The 15,665-nt window shown below is 72.2% G+C and carries 12 protein-coding genes; 6 read left to right on the top strand and 6 right to left on the bottom strand.

The window, feature by feature from the left end; genetic code table 11:
* Positions 1 to 54: 54 nt before the first annotated feature.
* The 3 genes from DFJ69_RS14745 to DFJ69_RS14735 are packed head-to-tail and all read right to left on the bottom strand — an operon-like array spanning position 55 to position 2,740.
* Positions 55 to 834 carry a PP2C family protein-serine/threonine phosphatase gene (locus DFJ69_RS14745; protein ID WP_116023017.1) on the bottom strand — a complete coding sequence of 260 codons (780 nt, stop codon included), beginning with the start codon at positions 832 to 834 and terminating at the stop codon, positions 55 to 57.
* Positions 835 to 870: 36 nt separating this feature from the next.
* Positions 871 to 1,533 (bottom strand): response regulator, encoded by a 663-nt coding sequence (locus DFJ69_RS14740; RefSeq protein WP_116023016.1) that lies wholly within the window; start codon positions 1,531 to 1,533, stop codon positions 871 to 873.
* On the bottom strand, positions 1,526 to 2,740 hold the full coding sequence (locus DFJ69_RS14735; RefSeq protein ID WP_245974380.1) for a GAF domain-containing sensor histidine kinase: 1,215 nt from the start codon (positions 2,738 to 2,740) through the stop codon (positions 1,526 to 1,528). The genes DFJ69_RS14740 and DFJ69_RS14735 overlap by 8 nt, the downstream gene beginning before the upstream one ends.
* Positions 2,741 to 3,270: 530 nt before the next feature.
* On the opposite strand from DFJ69_RS14735, the gene DFJ69_RS14730 reads away from it, so the two are divergent.
* Genes DFJ69_RS14730 through serB form a run of 4 tightly spaced genes read left to right on the top strand, consistent with a single transcriptional unit; the run spans position 3,271 to position 7,588 of the window.
* The gene (locus tag DFJ69_RS14730) at positions 3,271 to 3,963 is read left to right on the top strand and encodes an SDR family NAD(P)-dependent oxidoreductase (RefSeq protein WP_116023015.1); all 693 of its coding nucleotides are present in this window, start codon (positions 3,271 to 3,273) and stop codon (positions 3,961 to 3,963) included.
* Entirely contained in the window at positions 3,960 to 5,333 is a 1,374-nt protein-coding gene (locus tag DFJ69_RS14725; RefSeq protein ID WP_116023014.1) for an MFS transporter, read from the top strand. The genes DFJ69_RS14730 and DFJ69_RS14725 overlap by 4 nt, the downstream gene beginning before the upstream one ends.
* Positions 5,330 to 6,346, top strand: a complete 1,017-nt coding sequence (locus tag DFJ69_RS14720) for an S-adenosylmethionine:tRNA ribosyltransferase-isomerase (protein WP_116023013.1) — start codon at positions 5,330 to 5,332, stop codon at positions 6,344 to 6,346. The genes DFJ69_RS14725 and DFJ69_RS14720 overlap by 4 nt, the downstream gene beginning before the upstream one ends.
* Positions 6,347 to 6,385: 39 nt before the next feature.
* Entirely contained in the window at positions 6,386 to 7,588 is a 1,203-nt protein-coding gene (gene serB, locus DFJ69_RS14715) for a phosphoserine phosphatase SerB (protein WP_116023012.1), read from the top strand.
* A gap of 14 nt (positions 7,589 to 7,602) precedes the next feature.
* Here the strand turns inward: serB and DFJ69_RS14710 are convergent, their stop codons facing one another.
* From DFJ69_RS14710 to DFJ69_RS14700, 3 genes are all read right to left on the bottom strand, one after another.
* Positions 7,603 to 8,070, bottom strand: a complete 468-nt coding sequence (locus DFJ69_RS14710) for a SixA phosphatase family protein (protein WP_116023011.1) — start codon at positions 8,068 to 8,070, stop codon at positions 7,603 to 7,605.
* A gap of 412 nt (positions 8,071 to 8,482) precedes the next feature.
* On the bottom strand, positions 8,483 to 10,969 hold the full coding sequence (locus DFJ69_RS14705; RefSeq protein WP_116023010.1) for a sodium-translocating pyrophosphatase: 2,487 nt from the start codon (positions 10,967 to 10,969) through the stop codon (positions 8,483 to 8,485).
* A gap of 506 nt (positions 10,970 to 11,475) precedes the next feature.
* A complete protein-coding gene (locus DFJ69_RS14700; RefSeq protein ID WP_116026638.1) occupies positions 11,476 to 12,036 on the bottom strand; it encodes a TetR/AcrR family transcriptional regulator in 561 nt (186 codons plus the stop codon).
* Between the two features lie 81 nt (positions 12,037 to 12,117).
* On the opposite strand from DFJ69_RS14700, the gene DFJ69_RS14695 reads away from it, so the two are divergent.
* Both DFJ69_RS14695 and DFJ69_RS14690 read left to right on the top strand, forming a co-directional pair.
* On the top strand, positions 12,118 to 13,926 hold the full coding sequence (locus DFJ69_RS14695; protein ID WP_116023009.1) for an ABC transporter ATP-binding protein: 1,809 nt from the start codon (positions 12,118 to 12,120) through the stop codon (positions 13,924 to 13,926).
* Positions 13,923 to 15,635: an ABC transporter ATP-binding protein gene (locus DFJ69_RS14690; protein WP_116023008.1), complete on the top strand. Its 1,713-nt coding sequence runs from the start codon at positions 13,923 to 13,925 to the stop codon at positions 15,633 to 15,635. Before DFJ69_RS14695 ends, DFJ69_RS14690 begins: the two co-directional genes overlap by 4 nt.
* Positions 15,636 to 15,665 lie beyond the last annotated feature (30 nt).

Genomic DNA, 15,665 nt, shown 5'->3' with positions numbered 1-15,665 from the left:
CCGGGCCTGGGGGCGGCGCCGGGCGCACGGGGCGGCGGGGCGGACGGGCGGCGTCTAGAGCTGCCCCGCGGCCCCGACGACCTGCGGGTCGCGCATGGTCCGGGCCGGGTCGCCCTCCACCACGTCGGCGATCACACAGGTGATGTTGTCCGGGCCGCCGCCCTCCCTGGCCAGCTCGATCAGTCTGCGGATCGCGTCGGCGGGCTCGGGCTGCTCGGACAGCACCTCGTAGATCGTCTGCGGATCCACCACGCCGGAGAGCCCGTCGGAGCACAGCAGGTAGCGGTCGCCCAGCAGCGCCTCGCGGCGGCGCAGGTCGGGATCGCGGTCCTCGCGTCCGTCGAGCACCCGATAGAGCACATGGGACAGCCGGGAGGCCTCATTGGGCTCGGCCGGATCGCGACCCTGCTCGGCCTTGAGCAGTTGGTCCATCGTGTGGTCCTGGGTGATCTGGAATAGCTCGCCGTCGCGCAGCAGGTAACCCCGCGAATCACCGATGTGGGCGAGCGCGATCTGCGCCCCCGACCACAACATCGCGGTGAGCGTGGTACCCATTCTGCTCAGATCGGGGCGTTCCTCACGGGCGATGCGCAGTTTCTCGTTGGCCTCGGCCACCGCACGGCCCAGCGCGCCCTCCAGTTCGTCAACGGGGACGTCGGCGTCCAGTGAGCGCAACGAGCCGATGACGGTGGAGCTGGCGACCTCGCCGCCCGCGTACCCGCCCATGCCGTCGGCGACCGCGATGAGCCGCGACCCGGCGTAGGCCGAGTCCTCATTGTTCTCTCGGACGCAGCCTATGTCGGAGCCTGCCGCATACTTGATTGTTACGTTCATACCGATTTCGATGACGATCCGGACAATGGAGTTCTTTCAGCCGTCGGCCAGGCCGTGGCGGACGGCGTACAAAGCCGCCTGAGTACGATCCTGCACCCCCAGCTTCATGAGCAGATTACTGACATGGGTTTTGACCGTTTTCTCGGAGACCACCAGCGCACGGGCGATCTCCCGATTCGAACGGCCCAGTGCTATCTGCACGAGCACCTCGCGTTCCCGGTCGGTGAGCCGCGGCGCGGAGCCGGGCTCCCCGCCGCCGGTCGGCGGCTCCCCGTCCAGCACCGCCTCGGCGGCCTCCGGCGCGAACAGCACGTTGCCGTCGTGCACGGCCCGGATCGCCTGAACGAGCGCGGGCGGGTCGACGTCCTTGTAGAGATACCCCGCGGCGCCCGCCCGTACTGCCGGCAGCACATGCCCCCGTTCCGTCACGCTGGTCAGGACCAGCACCCGCACGGGCAGCCTGCGCGCCCGCATCTCCTCGAGCGCCGCCAGACCGCCGCCCGCCGGCATGTTCAGGTCGAGGAGCACGATATCGGGCCGGAGCGTCTCGGCCAGCGCCACCGCCGCCGTGCCGTCCCCGGCCTCGCCGACGACGTCGATGTCGTCCTGGACGCCGAGGAACGTCCGCAGCCCCTGGCGGACCACCGGATGGTCGTCGGCGATCAGCACCTTGATGGCCTCGCCGGTCGGGTCAGGCACCGGGCACCTCCAGCCGTACCCGGGTGCCCGCGCCCTTGGCGGGACGGGAGTCGATGGTGAGCGCGCCGCCGACGGACTCGGCGCGCTCGCGCATGGAGGTCAGCCCGAGCCCCTCCCGCCCGGTGCTCCCGGCGCGTCCGGCGCGCCCCGCGCGGGCGGGTCGCCGGTCGGCCACGGCGGGATCGAACCCGGCCCCGTCGTCGGCGACCTCCAGCACCAGCCCCCCGCCGTCGCCGCCGTCGAGCCGTACGCGGACGGCCTCGGCGCCGGCGTGCCGCAGGGCGTTGTGGATGGCCTCCTGCGCGACGCGGAACACGACGGTCTCGTGCTCGTCCGGCAGCGCGGCGGCCACGGCGGCGGCCTCCTGCTCGACGGTGAGGTCCACCTCGGCGTCGTACGCCCGGTCGAGCACCTCCACGTGCTTGCGCAGCGTGGCCACCAGCCCGTCCCCGGCCAGGTCGGCGGGGCGCAGCTCCAGGATCACCGCCCGCAGCTCGGCCAGCGCCTCGCCGGCCAGCCGCTGCACCTGCGCCAGCTCGGCCACGGTACGGGCCGGGTCCTTCTCGGCGAGGGCGGCGGCGGCCTGGGCGGTCAGCCGGAGCGAGAACAGCTTCTGCGAGACGGCGTCGTGCAGCTCCCGGGCCAGCCGGTTGCGCTCCTCGACCACGGTCAGCTCGCGGTCGCGCTCGTACAGCCGGGCGTTGGTGATCGCGATGGCGGCGTGCGCGGCGAACAGGGTGAGCAGCTCCTCGTCACCCTCGGTGAAGCCGCCGGGCCGGCGCCGGTTGGCCAGGAAGATGATCCCCAGCACGTCCTCGCCGTCCCGGATCGGCACCCCGAGGAAGTCCTTGAGCACCGGGTGCGCCGACGGCCAGCCGCCGAACTCGGGCTCCCGGCGGATGTCGGCGAGCCGCTGCGGGGCGCCCTCGTTCAGCATCACCGCGAGCATCCCGTGCTGGCGGGGCAGCGGGCCGATCGCGTTCCACTCGGCGTCGGTGACGCCCTCGACCACGAACTCGGCGAACGACCCCTCGTCGTCGGGCACGCCCAGCGCCGCGTAGCGGGCGTCCAGCAGCCGCGCGGCGGCCCGGACGATCACCTGGAGCACCTCGTGCACCGACAGGTGCCGGGTGACGGCGAGCACCGCGGAACTCACCGCGTGCAGGGTCGCCCCCGGCTCCCCGCAGATGTCGCGCTCTGTGCCCACGTTGCAGACCGTACTCCCCGGAGGGCCCTTCCCGAATCAGACTGCGGGCCGAGGACCGCGACAACCTGGTCATCCCGCGCCCCGGCACCACCGGCACCGACGTCCCTCCCGGGCGGTATCCACCCTGATGAGATCTTCATCCCGATACCTCGACCCTCGGTCGACCAGGCGCGGGGCCGGCGCAACCACCCACCGGTGCCCGGTCGCTCCAAGCGGACGGCCCGGAGACCTCCAGACCAGGCGCGGGGCCGGCGCAACCACCCACCGGTGCCCGGTCGCTCCAAGCGGACGGCCCGGAGACCTCCAGACCAGGCGCGGGGCCGGCGCAACCACCCACCGGTGCCCGGTCGCTCCAGGCGGACGGCCCGGAGCCCCAGCGGAGGGCCGTCCGCCTGGAGATCTCCACGACCGGGCGCGGGGGGCGTGGGGGGTCGCCCCCCACAAACAAACAAGTCTTAGGACCAAGTGACGATCGGGGGCGGACCGGGCGGCCGATGTGGTGGGGGCTGCGGGTTTCTAGCGTCGGGGGCATGACGAGAACGGCGTTGATCACAGGAGCCTCCCGGGGGCTGGGCCGCGCGTTGGCGCGGGTCCTGGCCGGGGACGGCTGGACCCTTTTCCTCACCGCGCGCGGCGCTCCCGAGTTGGCGGAGGCGGCGGCGGATCTGGCCGGCGGGCCGGGCCCGGTCACCGCGATCCCCGGGGACGTCGCCGATCCGGCGCATCGGGCCGAGTTGGTCGCGGCGGTCGGGGGGCGGCTCGACCTGCTGGTCAACAACGCGAGCACGCTCGGTACGACGCCGCTGCCCAGGCTCGCCGACCAGCCCCTCGACGCGTTGGCGGACGCGTTCCGGATCAACTCCCTGGCCCCGCTGGCGTTGATCCAGGCGCTGCTTCCGGCATTGCGGGCGAGCGGCGGGGCGGTCCTCAACGTGAGCTCCGACGCCGCCGTGGAGGGCTACGAGACGTGGGGCGGCTACGGGGCCACCAAGGCGGCGCTGGAGCAGTTGTCCAACGTCTTGGCGGCCGAGGAGCGGACGTTGGCGGTGTGGTGGGTCGATCCGGGCGAAATGCGGACACGTATGCTCGCCGAGGCGATGCCCGCGGACGACCTGTCCGACGTTCCGCCCCCCGCTGTGGCCGCCGCCGCGCTGCACCGGCTGATCACCGAACGGCCGTCGAGCGGCCGTTACCGGGCCGCGGAGATCGGGGCGTCGTCATGACCATGACCGAGGAGTTGCGCACGGACATCAAGAAACCCGCCGATGCCCCCGGCGGTCTGCTGAGCGGCGGCCACCGGCTGCCCACGCTGGGCATCGTGCTGGTCATCACGCTGCTCGCGTTCGAGGCGATGGCGGTCGGCACGGTGATGCCGGTGGTGGCCGACGACCTGGACGGGCTGGCGCTGTACGGCTGGGTCTTCAGTTCGCTGCTCATCGCCAGCATGCTCGCCACGGTGCTGGCGGGGAGCTGGATCGACCGCATCGGGCCCACGCGGCCGTTGATGATCGGGCTGGCGACGTTCGTGGCCGGGTTGGTGATCGCGGGGGCCGCCCCGTCCATGTGGGTGCTGGTCGTGGGCCGGACGGTGCAGGGCATCGGCTCGGGGTTGGCGCTGGTCGGCGTGTACGTGGTGATCGCCCGGGTGTATCCGGACGCGCTGCGGCCCCGGGTGTTCGCGGCGCTGTCCACGGCCTGGGTGGTGCCCTCGCTGGTGGGGCCGGGGATCGGCGGTGTGATCGCCGAGCACGTGCATTGGCGTTGGGTGTTCCTCGGGTTGATCCCGTTGGTGATCCCGGCGGCGTTGATGCTCGTTCCGGCGCTGCGGTCGATCGGGCCCCCGGAGGAGCGCGCGCCGGCGCGGCCGGGTCGGGTGCGGGCGGCCTTCGCCGCCGCCCTGGGTGCGGGCTCGCTGCTGTACGCGGTGGACGACCTGGGCCCGCTGTCGCTGCCGACGGCTGCGTTGGGGCTGGCCGGGCTCGGCTGGGGCCTGCCGAGGCTGCTGCCCGCAGGGGCGCTGCGTCTGCGGCGGGGCGTGCCGACGACGGTGGTGCTGCGGGGCGTGTTGGCGGGTGCCTTCTTCGGGACGGACGTGTTCATCCCGTTGGCGCTGACCTCGTTGCACGGGTTCAGCGCCAGTGAGGCGGGTCTGGTCCTCACCGTGGGGGCGTTGGGCTGGTCGGCCTCGTCCCAGTACCAAGGGCGCAGCAAGCGGCCCCGGACGTTCTTCGTGTTCGCCGGCGCGGTCCTCGTGTCGGTCGGGGTCGTGGCCGTGTCGGTGGCCCTTCAGGTGGGCGGATGGTGGGCGGCGCCCGCCTGGGTGATCGGCGGGGCCGGGATGGGGCTGGCGTTGAGCAGTCTCAGCGTGCTGGTCCTCAACCAGTCGGCGAAGGAGGAGCAGGGCGTCAACTCCTCGGCGCTCCAGCTCAGCGACACCCTGGGCGCCTCGCTGGCCGTCGGGCTCACGGGGGCGCTGGTCACCGCGTTCGGCACGGACCGGCTCGAACTGGGGATGGGCGTCGGCGCGGTGCTGCTGGCCGGGATCGCGCTGTTCGGGGTGTACGCCGCCCGTCGGGTGGAGGCACGGTCATGATCGACTTCGTGCTTCCGTCGGCGCTGGAGGCCCATGAGCCGCCCGAGGCGCGCGGCCGTGCCCGCGACGGCGTCCGGCTGCTCGTCTCCCGGGACGACGGGGTCTCTCATCACGCGTTCACCGATCTGCCGGAGCTGCTGTCCCCCGGCGACCTGCTGGTGGTCAACACCTCGGCGACCCTGCCCGCCGCCGTACGCCTCGACCGGCTGTGGGTGCACTTCTCGACCCCGTACGCCGAGGGCGACGACACGTGGCTCGTCGAGTTGCGGCGGCGCGTGGGCAAGGCCGGCCGGCCGTACGGGGGCGGCAATCCCGGGGAGTGGATCCCGATGCCCGGGGGAGTCACCCTCACCCTGGTCCGGCGGCGCACCGAGCGGCTGTGGCAGGCCCGGTTGAGCACCGATGTGCTTCCGTATCTGCGGCGGCACGGCATGCCCATCCGCTACGGCTACGTGCAGCGGGACTGGCCGACGGGCGCGTACCAGACCGCGTTCGCGCTGGACGGGCGGGAGGGCAGCGCGGAGATGCCCAGCGCGGGCCGTCCGTTCACCCCGGAGCTGGTGACGCGGCTGGTGTCGCGCGGGGTGCTGATGAGCCCGCTGACGCTGCACACGGGCGTCGCCTCCCCGGAGGCCCACGAACCCCCGTATCCCGAGCGCTACGAGGTCCCCGAGGTGACCGCTGCCCTGGTCGGTCACGTCCGGTCGCAGGGCGGGCGCGTGATCGCCGTGGGCACCACCGTCGTCCGCGCCCTGGAAACGGCCGTGGCGGCCTCGGGCGAGGTGGTGGCCTCTCAAGGGTGGACGGAGCACGTCGTGACCCCGGAGAAGGGCGTACGGGCCGTGGACGGGCTCCTCACGGGCCTGCACGAGCCCCGTTCGTCCCACCTGCAGATGCTGACCGCCATCGCCGGGGCCCGTCTCCTGGAGGAGTCGTACGAGGCCGCCCTCGCCGAGGGCTATCTGTGGCACGAGTTCGGGGACCTCAACCTGCTGCTCCCCCGCCCCCGGTGAATCGGGCAGTGCGGACCGGCCGGTAGCGTAGGCGGCAGCATGGACGGGTCACAGCGCACGCTGCTCATCACGCTCACCGGCCGCGACCGCCCAGGCGTCACGTCGCGCCTGTTCACGACGCTCGCCGGGTTCCCCCTCACCGTCGCCGACGTGGAGCAGGTCGTGATTCGCGGCCGCCTCGTCCTCGGCGTCCTCCTGGTGTACGACCAGGGCACCGACATCGGCCGTGTGTGGACGGCGGCCGAACGGGTGGCGGCCGACCTCGACATGGAGGTCGAGCTGTCCACCGGCCGCGACAAGGCCGCCCCACGACGACGCGGGCGGCTGCACGTCACCGTCCTGGGCAACCCGCTGCACCCGGCGGCGCTGGCCGGGATCTCCGGCCGGATCGCCGCGAACGGGGCCAACATCGACCGCATCGGCCGGCTCGCCAGCAACCCGGTGACCTGCATCGAGCTGGACGTCTCCGGCGCCGACCCGGACGGGCTGCGCGCCGCGCTGGCCACCGAGGCCGTCGAGCAGCGGGTCGACATCGCCGTCCAGCGGGCGGGCCTGCACCGGCGCGCCAAGCGGCTGATCGTGATGGACGTGGACTCCACCCTCATCCAGGGCGAGGTCATCGAACTGCTGGCCGAGCACGCCGGCTGCCTGCCGGAGGTGGCCAAGGTCACCGAGGCCGCCATGCGCGGCGAACTCGACTTCGAGGGCTCCCTCCGCGAACGGGTGGCGCTGCTGGCTGGCCTCGACGCCGAGGCCATCGGCGAGGTCCGCGACAAGGTCCGGCTCGCCGCCGGGGCCCGCACCCTGGTCCGGACGCTCAAGCGGCTGGACTACAAGTTCGCCATCGTCAGCGGCGGCTTCACGCAGGTCACCGACGGCCTCGTCGAGGACCTCGGGATCGACTACTCCGCCGCCAACACGCTGGAGATCGTCGACGGCAAGCTCACCGGGCGGGTCGTCGGGGAGGTCGTCGACCGCGCCGGCAAGGCCCGCGCCCTGGAGCACTTCGCCCGCGAGGCCGGCATCCCGATCAGCCAGACGGTGGCGATCGGCGACGGGGCCAACGACCTGGACATGCTCCAGGCGGCGGGGCTGGGCATCGCCTACAACGCCAAGCCGGTGGTCCGCCAGGCCGCCGACACCGCCGTCAACGTGCCGTATCTGGACACGATCCTGTTCCTGTTGGGCATCTCCCGCGACGAGATCGAGGCCGCCGACGCCGAGGACTCCCCCGGCGCCTAGCCCGACGCCGGGACTCAGTCCCTGGGCGTCCGGTGCAGCGTCAGGGTCCCGGTGCCGGGCCGCGTGTCCGCCCACCCGTCGGGCAGCTCGATCACCGCCATCGCGCAGGTCGGGAACGCCTCCGGGGCGTCCCCGGTCAGGTCGTACACCAGTTGGTGCGCCGAGGGGTTGTGGCCGATCAGCAGCAGTCGGCCCACCTCGTCGTCGACCTCCCGGATCAGCGAGAGCAGCGTCTCCACGCGGTTGTCGTAGATCCCGGGCTCGTACTCCACCGGGGACTCCAGCGCCAGGCCCTCCAGCGTCTCGCGCGTGCGGACGGCCGTCGAGCACAGGACCAGGTCGGGCACCAGGCCGTCGGCGCGCAGCCGGTCACCGGTGGCGGCGGCGTCCCGCCCGCCCCGGGGCGCCAGGGGACGGTCGATGTCGGCCAGGCCCGCGCCCTCGGCGGCCTTGGCGTGACGGAGGACGATCAGCGTGGGCATCCGCTCACCCTAGCGCCGGGGTGATCAGGGGTGGTCAGAAGTGATCAAGGAGCGGCCAGAGCGGCGATCGCCCAGAGCACCGCCATGATCGCGAACATGCCGCCGACGATCACGGCGAACCCCTTCGCCCCCGTCAACGGAGCCTTCTCGCCGTTCATCCGCCGATTCCCTTCACATGCCGTCAGTGGTGGATCGTTCTCGGTCCCGTCGCGCCGCCGCCGGTCGGGCTCATGCGCGGCGTCCGGGGCGCATCCAGCGTACGGCCCCGTGCCCCGGCCCCCTTCACCCGGTCCGCGTGATTCCTCCGCCGTTCCCGTCCTCCGCCCCACAGGCGACGGGGCTCCCCGTCGATCGTCCCGTGGTCGCGTGCGCGTTCACGAGAGGACGGGCGGGGAGCCCCGGGGTCGTCGGATCAGGTGGACTTGGGTTCGGTGGCGGCGTCGCCCGCCGCCTCGGTGCCGTTCCCGGTGGTCAGCGGCTCCTTGGGCGCGGACGGCGCGGGCTCGGCGGCGGGGACCGACTCGGTCGGGGCCGGGCCGGCCGGCGCGGCGACCGAGGCCATCTCCGGTGCCGCGGCCGCCGGCGGCGGAGCGTCGCCGGCGCCCAGGTCGGAGACGCGACGCTTGGACCACACGATCGCGCCCACCACGACGATCAGCGCGGCGGCGGTGACCCCGATACGGAGCGGGACGTTCGCCGCGTAGGTGACGACCGCGTCGGCGACCAGCAGCGACACCAGGTTCATCACCTTGATCAGCGGGTTGATGGACGGGCCCGCGGTGTCCTTGAACGGGTCGCCGACGGTGTCGCCGATCACGGTCGCCTCGTGGGCGGCGCTGCCCTTGCCGCCGAGATGGCCCTCCTCGACGAGCTTCTTGGCGTTGTCCCACGCGCCGCCGGAGTTGGACAGGAACACCGCCATCAGCACCCCGGCCGCGATGGCGCCGCCCAGGAACGCGCCCAGCGGGGCGTACCCCAGGCCGAAGCCCACCGCGATCGGCGTCAGGATGGCGAGCAGGCCCGGCGTGGCCAGCTCCCGCTGCGCGTCCCGGGTGCAGATGTCGACCACCCGGTCGTAGTCGGGCTTCTCGGTGTAGTCCATGATCCCGGGCTTGGTGCGGAACTGCTCGCGCACCTCCACCACCACCCGGCCGGCCGCCCGGCTGACCGCCATGATCGCCAGTCCGGAGAACAGGAAGACCACCGAGGCGCCGATGATCAGCCCGATCAGCACGTTCGGCGAGTCGATCGACAGGCTGAACACCGCGTACTCGTCCAGCGCCTCGCGCGCCTCCGCCGACGCGCCCGACAGGGCCTCCTCCACGGTCGTCCGGTACGCGCCGAACAGCGCGGTGGCCGCCAGCACGGCGGTGGCGATCGCGATGCCCTTGGTGATCGCCTTGGTGGTGTTGCCGACGGCGTCCAGGCGCTCCAGCACCTTGGCGCCCTCGCCCTCGACGTCGCCGGACATCTCCGCGATGCCCTGCGCGTTGTCGGAGACCGGCCCGAACGTGTCCATCGACACGATCACGCCGACCGTGGTGAGCAGCCCGGTGCCCGCCATCGCCACCGCGAACAGCGCCACCGTCGTGTTGCCGAAGCCCAGCAGGAACGCCCCGTACACCGCGCCGCCGATCACCAGCGCCGAGTAGACCGCCGACTCCAGACCCAGCGAGACGCCCGACAGGATCACGGTGGCCGGGCCGGTCTTGGCGCTCTCGGTGACCTCCCGCACGGGACGGCGGTTGGTCTCGGTGAAGTAGCCGGTCAGCAACTGGATCGCGCTGGCCAGCACGATGCCGATCAGCACCGCGCCCAGCGCCACCCACCGCGGGTCGGCGCCCAGCCCGGTGATCTCGGCGTCGGTCACGCCGTTCAGGTCGGCGAACGAGGACGGCAGGTACGCGAAGGCCGCCACCGCCACCAGCAGCGCCGAGATCAGCGCGGAGATGAAGAACCCGCGGTTGATCGCGGTCATCCCCGAACGGTCGCCGGCCCGGGGCGCCACCGCGAAGATCCCGATCACGGCGGTGATCACGCCGATCATCGGAACGATCAACGGGAACACCAGTCCTTCGGACCCGAACGCGGCGGTGCCCAGGATCAGCGCCGCCACCAGCGTCACCGCGTACGACTCGAACAGGTCGGCCGCCATGCCGGCGCAGTCGCCGACGTTGTCGCCCACGTTGTCGGCGATCGTCGCCGCGTTGCGGGGGTCGTCCTCGGGGATGCCCTGCTCGACCTTGCCGACCAGGTCCGCGCCCACGTCCGCGGCCTTGGTGAAGATCCCGCCGCCGACCCGCATGAACATGGCCAGCAGCGCGGCCCCGAACCCGAAGCCCTCCAGCACGCCCGGCGCGCCGCCGCGGTACGACAGCACGACCACGGCCGCGCCGAACAGCCCCAGGCCCACGGTGAACATGCCGGCCACACCGCCGGTGCGGAACGCGATCCGCATGGCCCGGCGCTCGGCGGCGAGGTCCCCGTCACGGGCCGCCGCCGCGACCCGCACATTGCCGCGCACGGCCAGCCACATGCCCGCGAACCCGGTGATCGCCGAGAACAGCGCCCCGACGACGAAGAACACCGAGCGCCCGATCCGGACCCCGGTGTCGTCGGCGGGCAGCAGCAGGAGCAGCAGCGGTATGAGTACGACGAACACCGCCACGGTGCGGAACTGGCGCTGCAGATACGCCCCCGCGCCCTCCTGCACCGCCCGCGCGATGCTCTGCATCTTGTCGGTGCCCTGGCCCGCGGCCAGCACCTCCCGTACCAGCCATCCGGCGACGACCAGCGCCAGCAGTGCGACCACTCCGACGACGGCGACCAGGGTCAGGTCGCCGCCGCCGAGATCGACTTCTGCACCGCCGGCCGGGCTCGACAGGGAAAGCCCAGACATCCGTCCTCCTCGACAGGGCGTTGCGGAGACCGTCATCGAGACGATCTTCTCCGCCTACCCCGCAGGGGCAATTCGGACACCTCGCAGGGTGTGGCGGGTGCCGGGAGTCTACGCAGGCCACGCTCGAATGAGAAGCCTCACCATTCGCACATGACGACTTCTCACAAAGTCCGCCAGCCATACGGTCAGATTTCACCCGCAAGCAGTCGACATCGGCATCGTCGCAGGTCAGACCACGTTCACCCGGATCGCCTCAACCACATCAACCCCAGGGGAATCACCATTCACAGGCCGCCCCTGACCCGCCCTCACATAGGGCCGATCGATAAACAGAATTAACCACTCGCCACAAATGACAAGATCACCCATTTCGCCCCGAAGAAGATCTCACAATCACCGCCGCCCCCGTCACCCGAACCCCCCGGAAAAGTGAGGTCGAAGGCGTTCCCGGCGGAGCGGGGAACGTCGCCGACCTCGCCCTCTCGGTGTGAGGGGGACGAGCGTCGTCAGCGGGGGTCGTCGGTGAAGTGCGGGAGGACCAGCTCGATCAGGGCGGTGACGTCGGCGTCGACCATCGGCTCGCCGGTCATGCCCATCCGGTGGAGCAGGGTTCCGATGACGACGTCCATCAAGAAGACGATGCGCTCCTCCGGCTCGTCGAGCGCGTCTTGGAGCGCGAGCCGGTAGGGGTCCTGCAGTCGTGTGGACAGCACCTCGCGGAGTGCGGGGTCGCTGACGGCGTCGCTGAACACGCCCGCGAACGCGTCGCCCACCCCGGGCTCGGCGATCTTCGCCGCGATCCAGCGGATGCCCAAGGACATGAACTCGGCCCGGTCGGAGCCCTCCAGCGGCACCGGGCCGAACGCGTTCAAGAGGCAGTCGACGATCAGTTCGCCCTTCGACGGCCAGCGACGGTAGATCGTCGTCTTCGCGATGCCGGCCGCGGCGGCGATGCGTTCGACGGTGGCACGTGCGTAGCCGAGCTCGTGGATCGCGCTCAGCGTCGTCGCGAAGACCACGTCGTTGACGCCGGTGCGCGGGCGACCGGGTGGTCGGGCGGAGGACATGGTCACACGATACCCCTTTACGCTACTGTTGGTATCGATACTTCAAGTAGCGAAATCAGGTGACCCGAAGACGGGAGAACGATGAGCACCGTCGAACTCGCCGAAGCGCGTGAACGATCCGTACCGCCCCCGGATGCCGAGCCGGCGCGAAGGCCGAGCATGGCGGAGCTGCTGCGGCCCCATCTGTGGAGCTTCGCCGCCGTCATGCTCCTGCAGGTCGTGGGCGCGGTCGCGGGTCTGGCGCCCCTGCTGGCCGTCGTCGAACTGGGCCGTACCGTGCTGGCGCCCGGTCCGATCGACAGCGACCACGTCCGGCTGGTGGTGATCGCGGGTGCGGTCGGGCTGCTGGTCCGGCTGCTGTTCACGGCCGCGTCGTCCGGGCTGGGGCATCTGCTCGACGCCCGGGTGCAGTTGGCGTTCCGGCGGCGGCTGGCCGCGCATCTGGGGCGGGTGCCGATCGGCTGGTTGTCCGGTCGTCGGTCCGGTGAGCCGGCCAAGGCGGTGGGCGAGGACGTGAGCGCCGTGCACCCGTTCATCGCCCACGCCCCCGGCGAGCTGGTCTCGGCGTTCGTGGTGCCGCTGGTGTCGCTGGTCTACCTGTTCACCGTCAACTGGCGGCTCACGCTGATCACGCTGATCCCGGTGGTCCTGGCGGTGGCGCTGGTCCCGCTGATGATGACCCCGACCCGGCTCCGCGAGCAGCGGGAGTTCGACGCGGCCATGGGACGGATCGCGGGTTCGGCGGTGGAGTTCGTGCAGGGCATCGCGGTGGTCAAGGCGTTCGGCGGCGGCGAGCGCGCCCACCTGAGGTTCCGTACGGCCGTGGACGACTTCGTCGCGACCTTCTACCGGTGGGTGCGCGGCATGTCCGGGATCGCCGCGGGGATGCAACTGGCCCTGTCACCGCCGTTCGTGCTGCTGGTCGTGCTGATCGGCGGCACGACCCTGATCACGGCCGGTGACCTGGCCCCGGCCGACCTGCTGCCCTTCCTGCTGCTGGGGTTGGGCCTGACCGCTCCGGTGGCGGCTCTCGGCCACGGCTTCGACGACATGCAGGCCGCCCGGCGCGCGGTCGGCCGGATTCGGGACGTGCTCGCGGTGCAGCCGCTGCCCGAGCCCGCGCACCCGGTCGCGCCCGAGGGCCACCGGGTGGAGCTGCGCGACGTCCGGTTCGGTTACCGAGCCGACCACGAGGTGCTGCGCGGGATCGACCTGGTGCTGGAACCGGGGACGGTCACCGCGATCGTCGGGCCGTCGGGAAGCGGAAAGTCCACCTTGGTCCAGTTGTTGCCGCGGTTCTTCGACCCGACCCACGGCTCGATCACCCTGGGCGGTGTCGATCTGCGCGAGATCGGCCTTCGGGACCTCTACCGGTCGGTCTCCTTCGTCTTCCAGGACGTGCGGCTGCTGCGCGCGTCGGTCGCGGACAACATCGCGCTGGCGGTACCGCACGCGGACCGCGACGCCGTGATCCGCGCCGCCCGCCGGGCGAACGTCCACGACCGGATCCTCGAGCTGCCCCAGGGCTACGACACGGTGATCGGCGACCGGGCCGGCCTGTCGGGCGGCGAGGCCCAGCGGATCTCGATCGCCCGCGCGCTGCTCGCCGACACGCCCGTCCTGGTGCTCGACGAGGCGACCGCCTTCGCCGACCCGCAGACCGAACGGGCGGTCCGCCGGGCTCTGGCGACGCCGGCCGGGGATCGGACGATCCTGGTCATCGCCCACCGCCTGGAGACCATCGCGGACGCCGACACCGTCGTGATGCTGGACGACGGGGCGATCGTCGAGCGCGGCAGGCCCGCCGATCTGCTGGCCCGGGGCGGGAGGTTCGCCGCGTTCTGGAACGCCCAACGAACGGCGATCGCCGAGGAGGTCGAGCCCCGATGATCCGGATGCTGCTGCGCGTGCTCGGGAACGAGTACGCCGGGCCGGTACGTCGCACCGTGGCCCTGATGACGACGACCGCGGTGGTCGAGGGGCTGTCCTACGCGTTGCTGGTCCCGGTGCTGCGGGCGCTGTTCGGGGGCACGCCCGCCGATGCCCGGCCCTGGTTGATCGCGTTCGGTACCGCGGTCGCGGTCTACGCGGTGCTGCGCTATGTCAGTGACGTGTCCGGCTTCCGCGCCGGGACGACGTTGCTGCACGGCATGTACGGCCGTCTCGGCGACCATCTGGCCCGGCTGCCCCTCGGCTGGTACGGCCCGGGCCGTGTCGGTGAGGTGTCCGTCCTGGCCGGGCGCGGCGTCCTGCAGGCGATGAGCGTGATCGCCCACCTGCTGGGGCCGTTGGTCTCCGCCGCCGTGACCCCCCTGACCATCGTCGCGGTCATGCTGGCCTTCGACTGGCGCATGGGGCTGGCCGCGCTGGTCGCCGTCCCGCTCGTGGCGGCGATCCAGCTCTGGACGGGGCGCTCGATGGCCGCCGCCGACGCCGAACGCGCCGAACGCGACCACCAGGCCGCCGGACGCGTCATCGAATACCTCCAGGCCCAGCCGGTGCTGCGCGCCGGCGGCCGGACCACCGAGCGCTTCGGGTTGCTCGACGATGCGCTGCGCGGGCTGGAGCGCTCCTCCCGCCGCTCCACCCTGTCGGCGCTGCCCGGCATCGTGGGCCTGACGCTGACGGTGCAGGCCGTCTTCACCGTGCTGCTGGTCCTGGGCGCCTACCTCACCCTCGGCGGGGACATCGGTGCCGCGGAGATGCTGACGATCCTGGTGTTGGCCGCCCGCTGCGCGGACCCGCTGCTGTCACTGGCGGACATCGGCGGTCAGGTCCGCAGCGCCCGCGCCGAACTGACCAGGCTCGAGGCGGTGCTGAACACCCCGCCGCTCCCGGAGCCCGCTCAACCGGTCCGGCCGCTACGCCATGACCTGGAGTTCGACTCCGTCACCTTCCGGCATGGCGACCGCACGGTGCTCAAGGACGTGTCGCTGTCGGTGCCGCAGGGCCACCGGCTCGCCGTCGTCGGGCCGTCGGGCGCGGGTAAGAGCACTCTGCTGCAGTTGCTCGCGCGGTTCTACGACGTGGACACGGGCTCGGTGCGCATCGGCGCCGTGGACGTGCGCGCGATCAACACCGAGGCCCTGATGGCGCAGATCGCGTTCGTCTTCCAGGACGTCTACCTCTTCGACGGCACGATCGAGGAGAACGTGCGTCTGGGACGCCCCGACGCCGACGAGGCCGCGGTGCGGGCGGCGGCGACCGCGGCACGGCTGGACGAGGTCATCGAACGACTGCCGAACGGATGGGACACCGACGTCGGCGAGGGCGGCGCCCTGCTGTCCGGCGGTGAGCGCCAGCGCGTCTCGATCGCCCGGGCACTGCTGAAGGACGCGCCGATCGTCCTGCTGGACGAGGTGACCTCGGCGCTGGACCCGGTGAACGAGGCCGCCGTCCACGACGGCATCGAACGACTGATGGCGGGCCGGACGGTCGTGATGGTCGCGCATCGGTTGCGGACCGTGCGACGCGCCGACCGCATCGCGTTCCTGGACCACGGCCGGATCGTGGAGGAGGGCGAGCACGACGAACTCCTGCTCCGCGGCGGCCGCTACGCCGAGTTCTGGAACGCCTCGCTGACATCGACGAGCCCTTGACCCGGTGATGGGGCGGGGTTACGGTCCCCG

Source organism: Thermomonospora umbrina (genome assembly GCF_003386555.1).
In the GTDB taxonomy this organism is placed as follows: Bacteria; Actinomycetota; Actinomycetes; order Streptosporangiales; family Streptosporangiaceae; genus Thermomonospora; species Thermomonospora umbrina.
This window is presented reverse-complemented; position numbering and strand designations above follow the sequence as displayed.

Excerpts from the sequence above, each read along its gene's own strand:
- DFJ69_RS14745 (WP_116023017.1), bottom strand. The coding sequence starts at position 834 with ATGAACGTAACAATCAAGTATGCGGCAGGCTCCGACATAGGCTGCGTC.
- DFJ69_RS14730 (WP_116023015.1), top strand. The coding sequence starts at position 3,271 with ATGACGAGAACGGCGTTGATCACAGGAGCCTCCCGGGGGCTGGGCCGC.
- DFJ69_RS14725 (WP_116023014.1), top strand. The coding sequence starts at position 3,960 with ATGACCATGACCGAGGAGTTGCGCACGGACATCAAGAAACCCGCCGAT.
- DFJ69_RS14720 (WP_116023013.1), top strand. The coding sequence starts at position 5,330 with ATGATCGACTTCGTGCTTCCGTCGGCGCTGGAGGCCCATGAGCCGCCC.
- serB (WP_116023012.1), top strand. The coding sequence starts at position 6,386 with ATGGACGGGTCACAGCGCACGCTGCTCATCACGCTCACCGGCCGCGAC.
- DFJ69_RS14710 (WP_116023011.1), bottom strand. The coding sequence starts at position 8,070 with ATGCCCACGCTGATCGTCCTCCGTCACGCCAAGGCCGCCGAGGGCGCG.
- DFJ69_RS14705 (WP_116023010.1), bottom strand. The coding sequence starts at position 10,969 with ATGTCTGGGCTTTCCCTGTCGAGCCCGGCCGGCGGTGCAGAAGTCGAT.
- DFJ69_RS14700 (WP_116026638.1), bottom strand. The coding sequence starts at position 12,036 with ATGTCCTCCGCCCGACCACCCGGTCGCCCGCGCACCGGCGTCAACGAC.
- DFJ69_RS14695 (WP_116023009.1), top strand. The coding sequence starts at position 12,118 with ATGAGCACCGTCGAACTCGCCGAAGCGCGTGAACGATCCGTACCGCCC.
- DFJ69_RS14690 (WP_116023008.1), top strand. The coding sequence starts at position 13,923 with ATGATCCGGATGCTGCTGCGCGTGCTCGGGAACGAGTACGCCGGGCCG.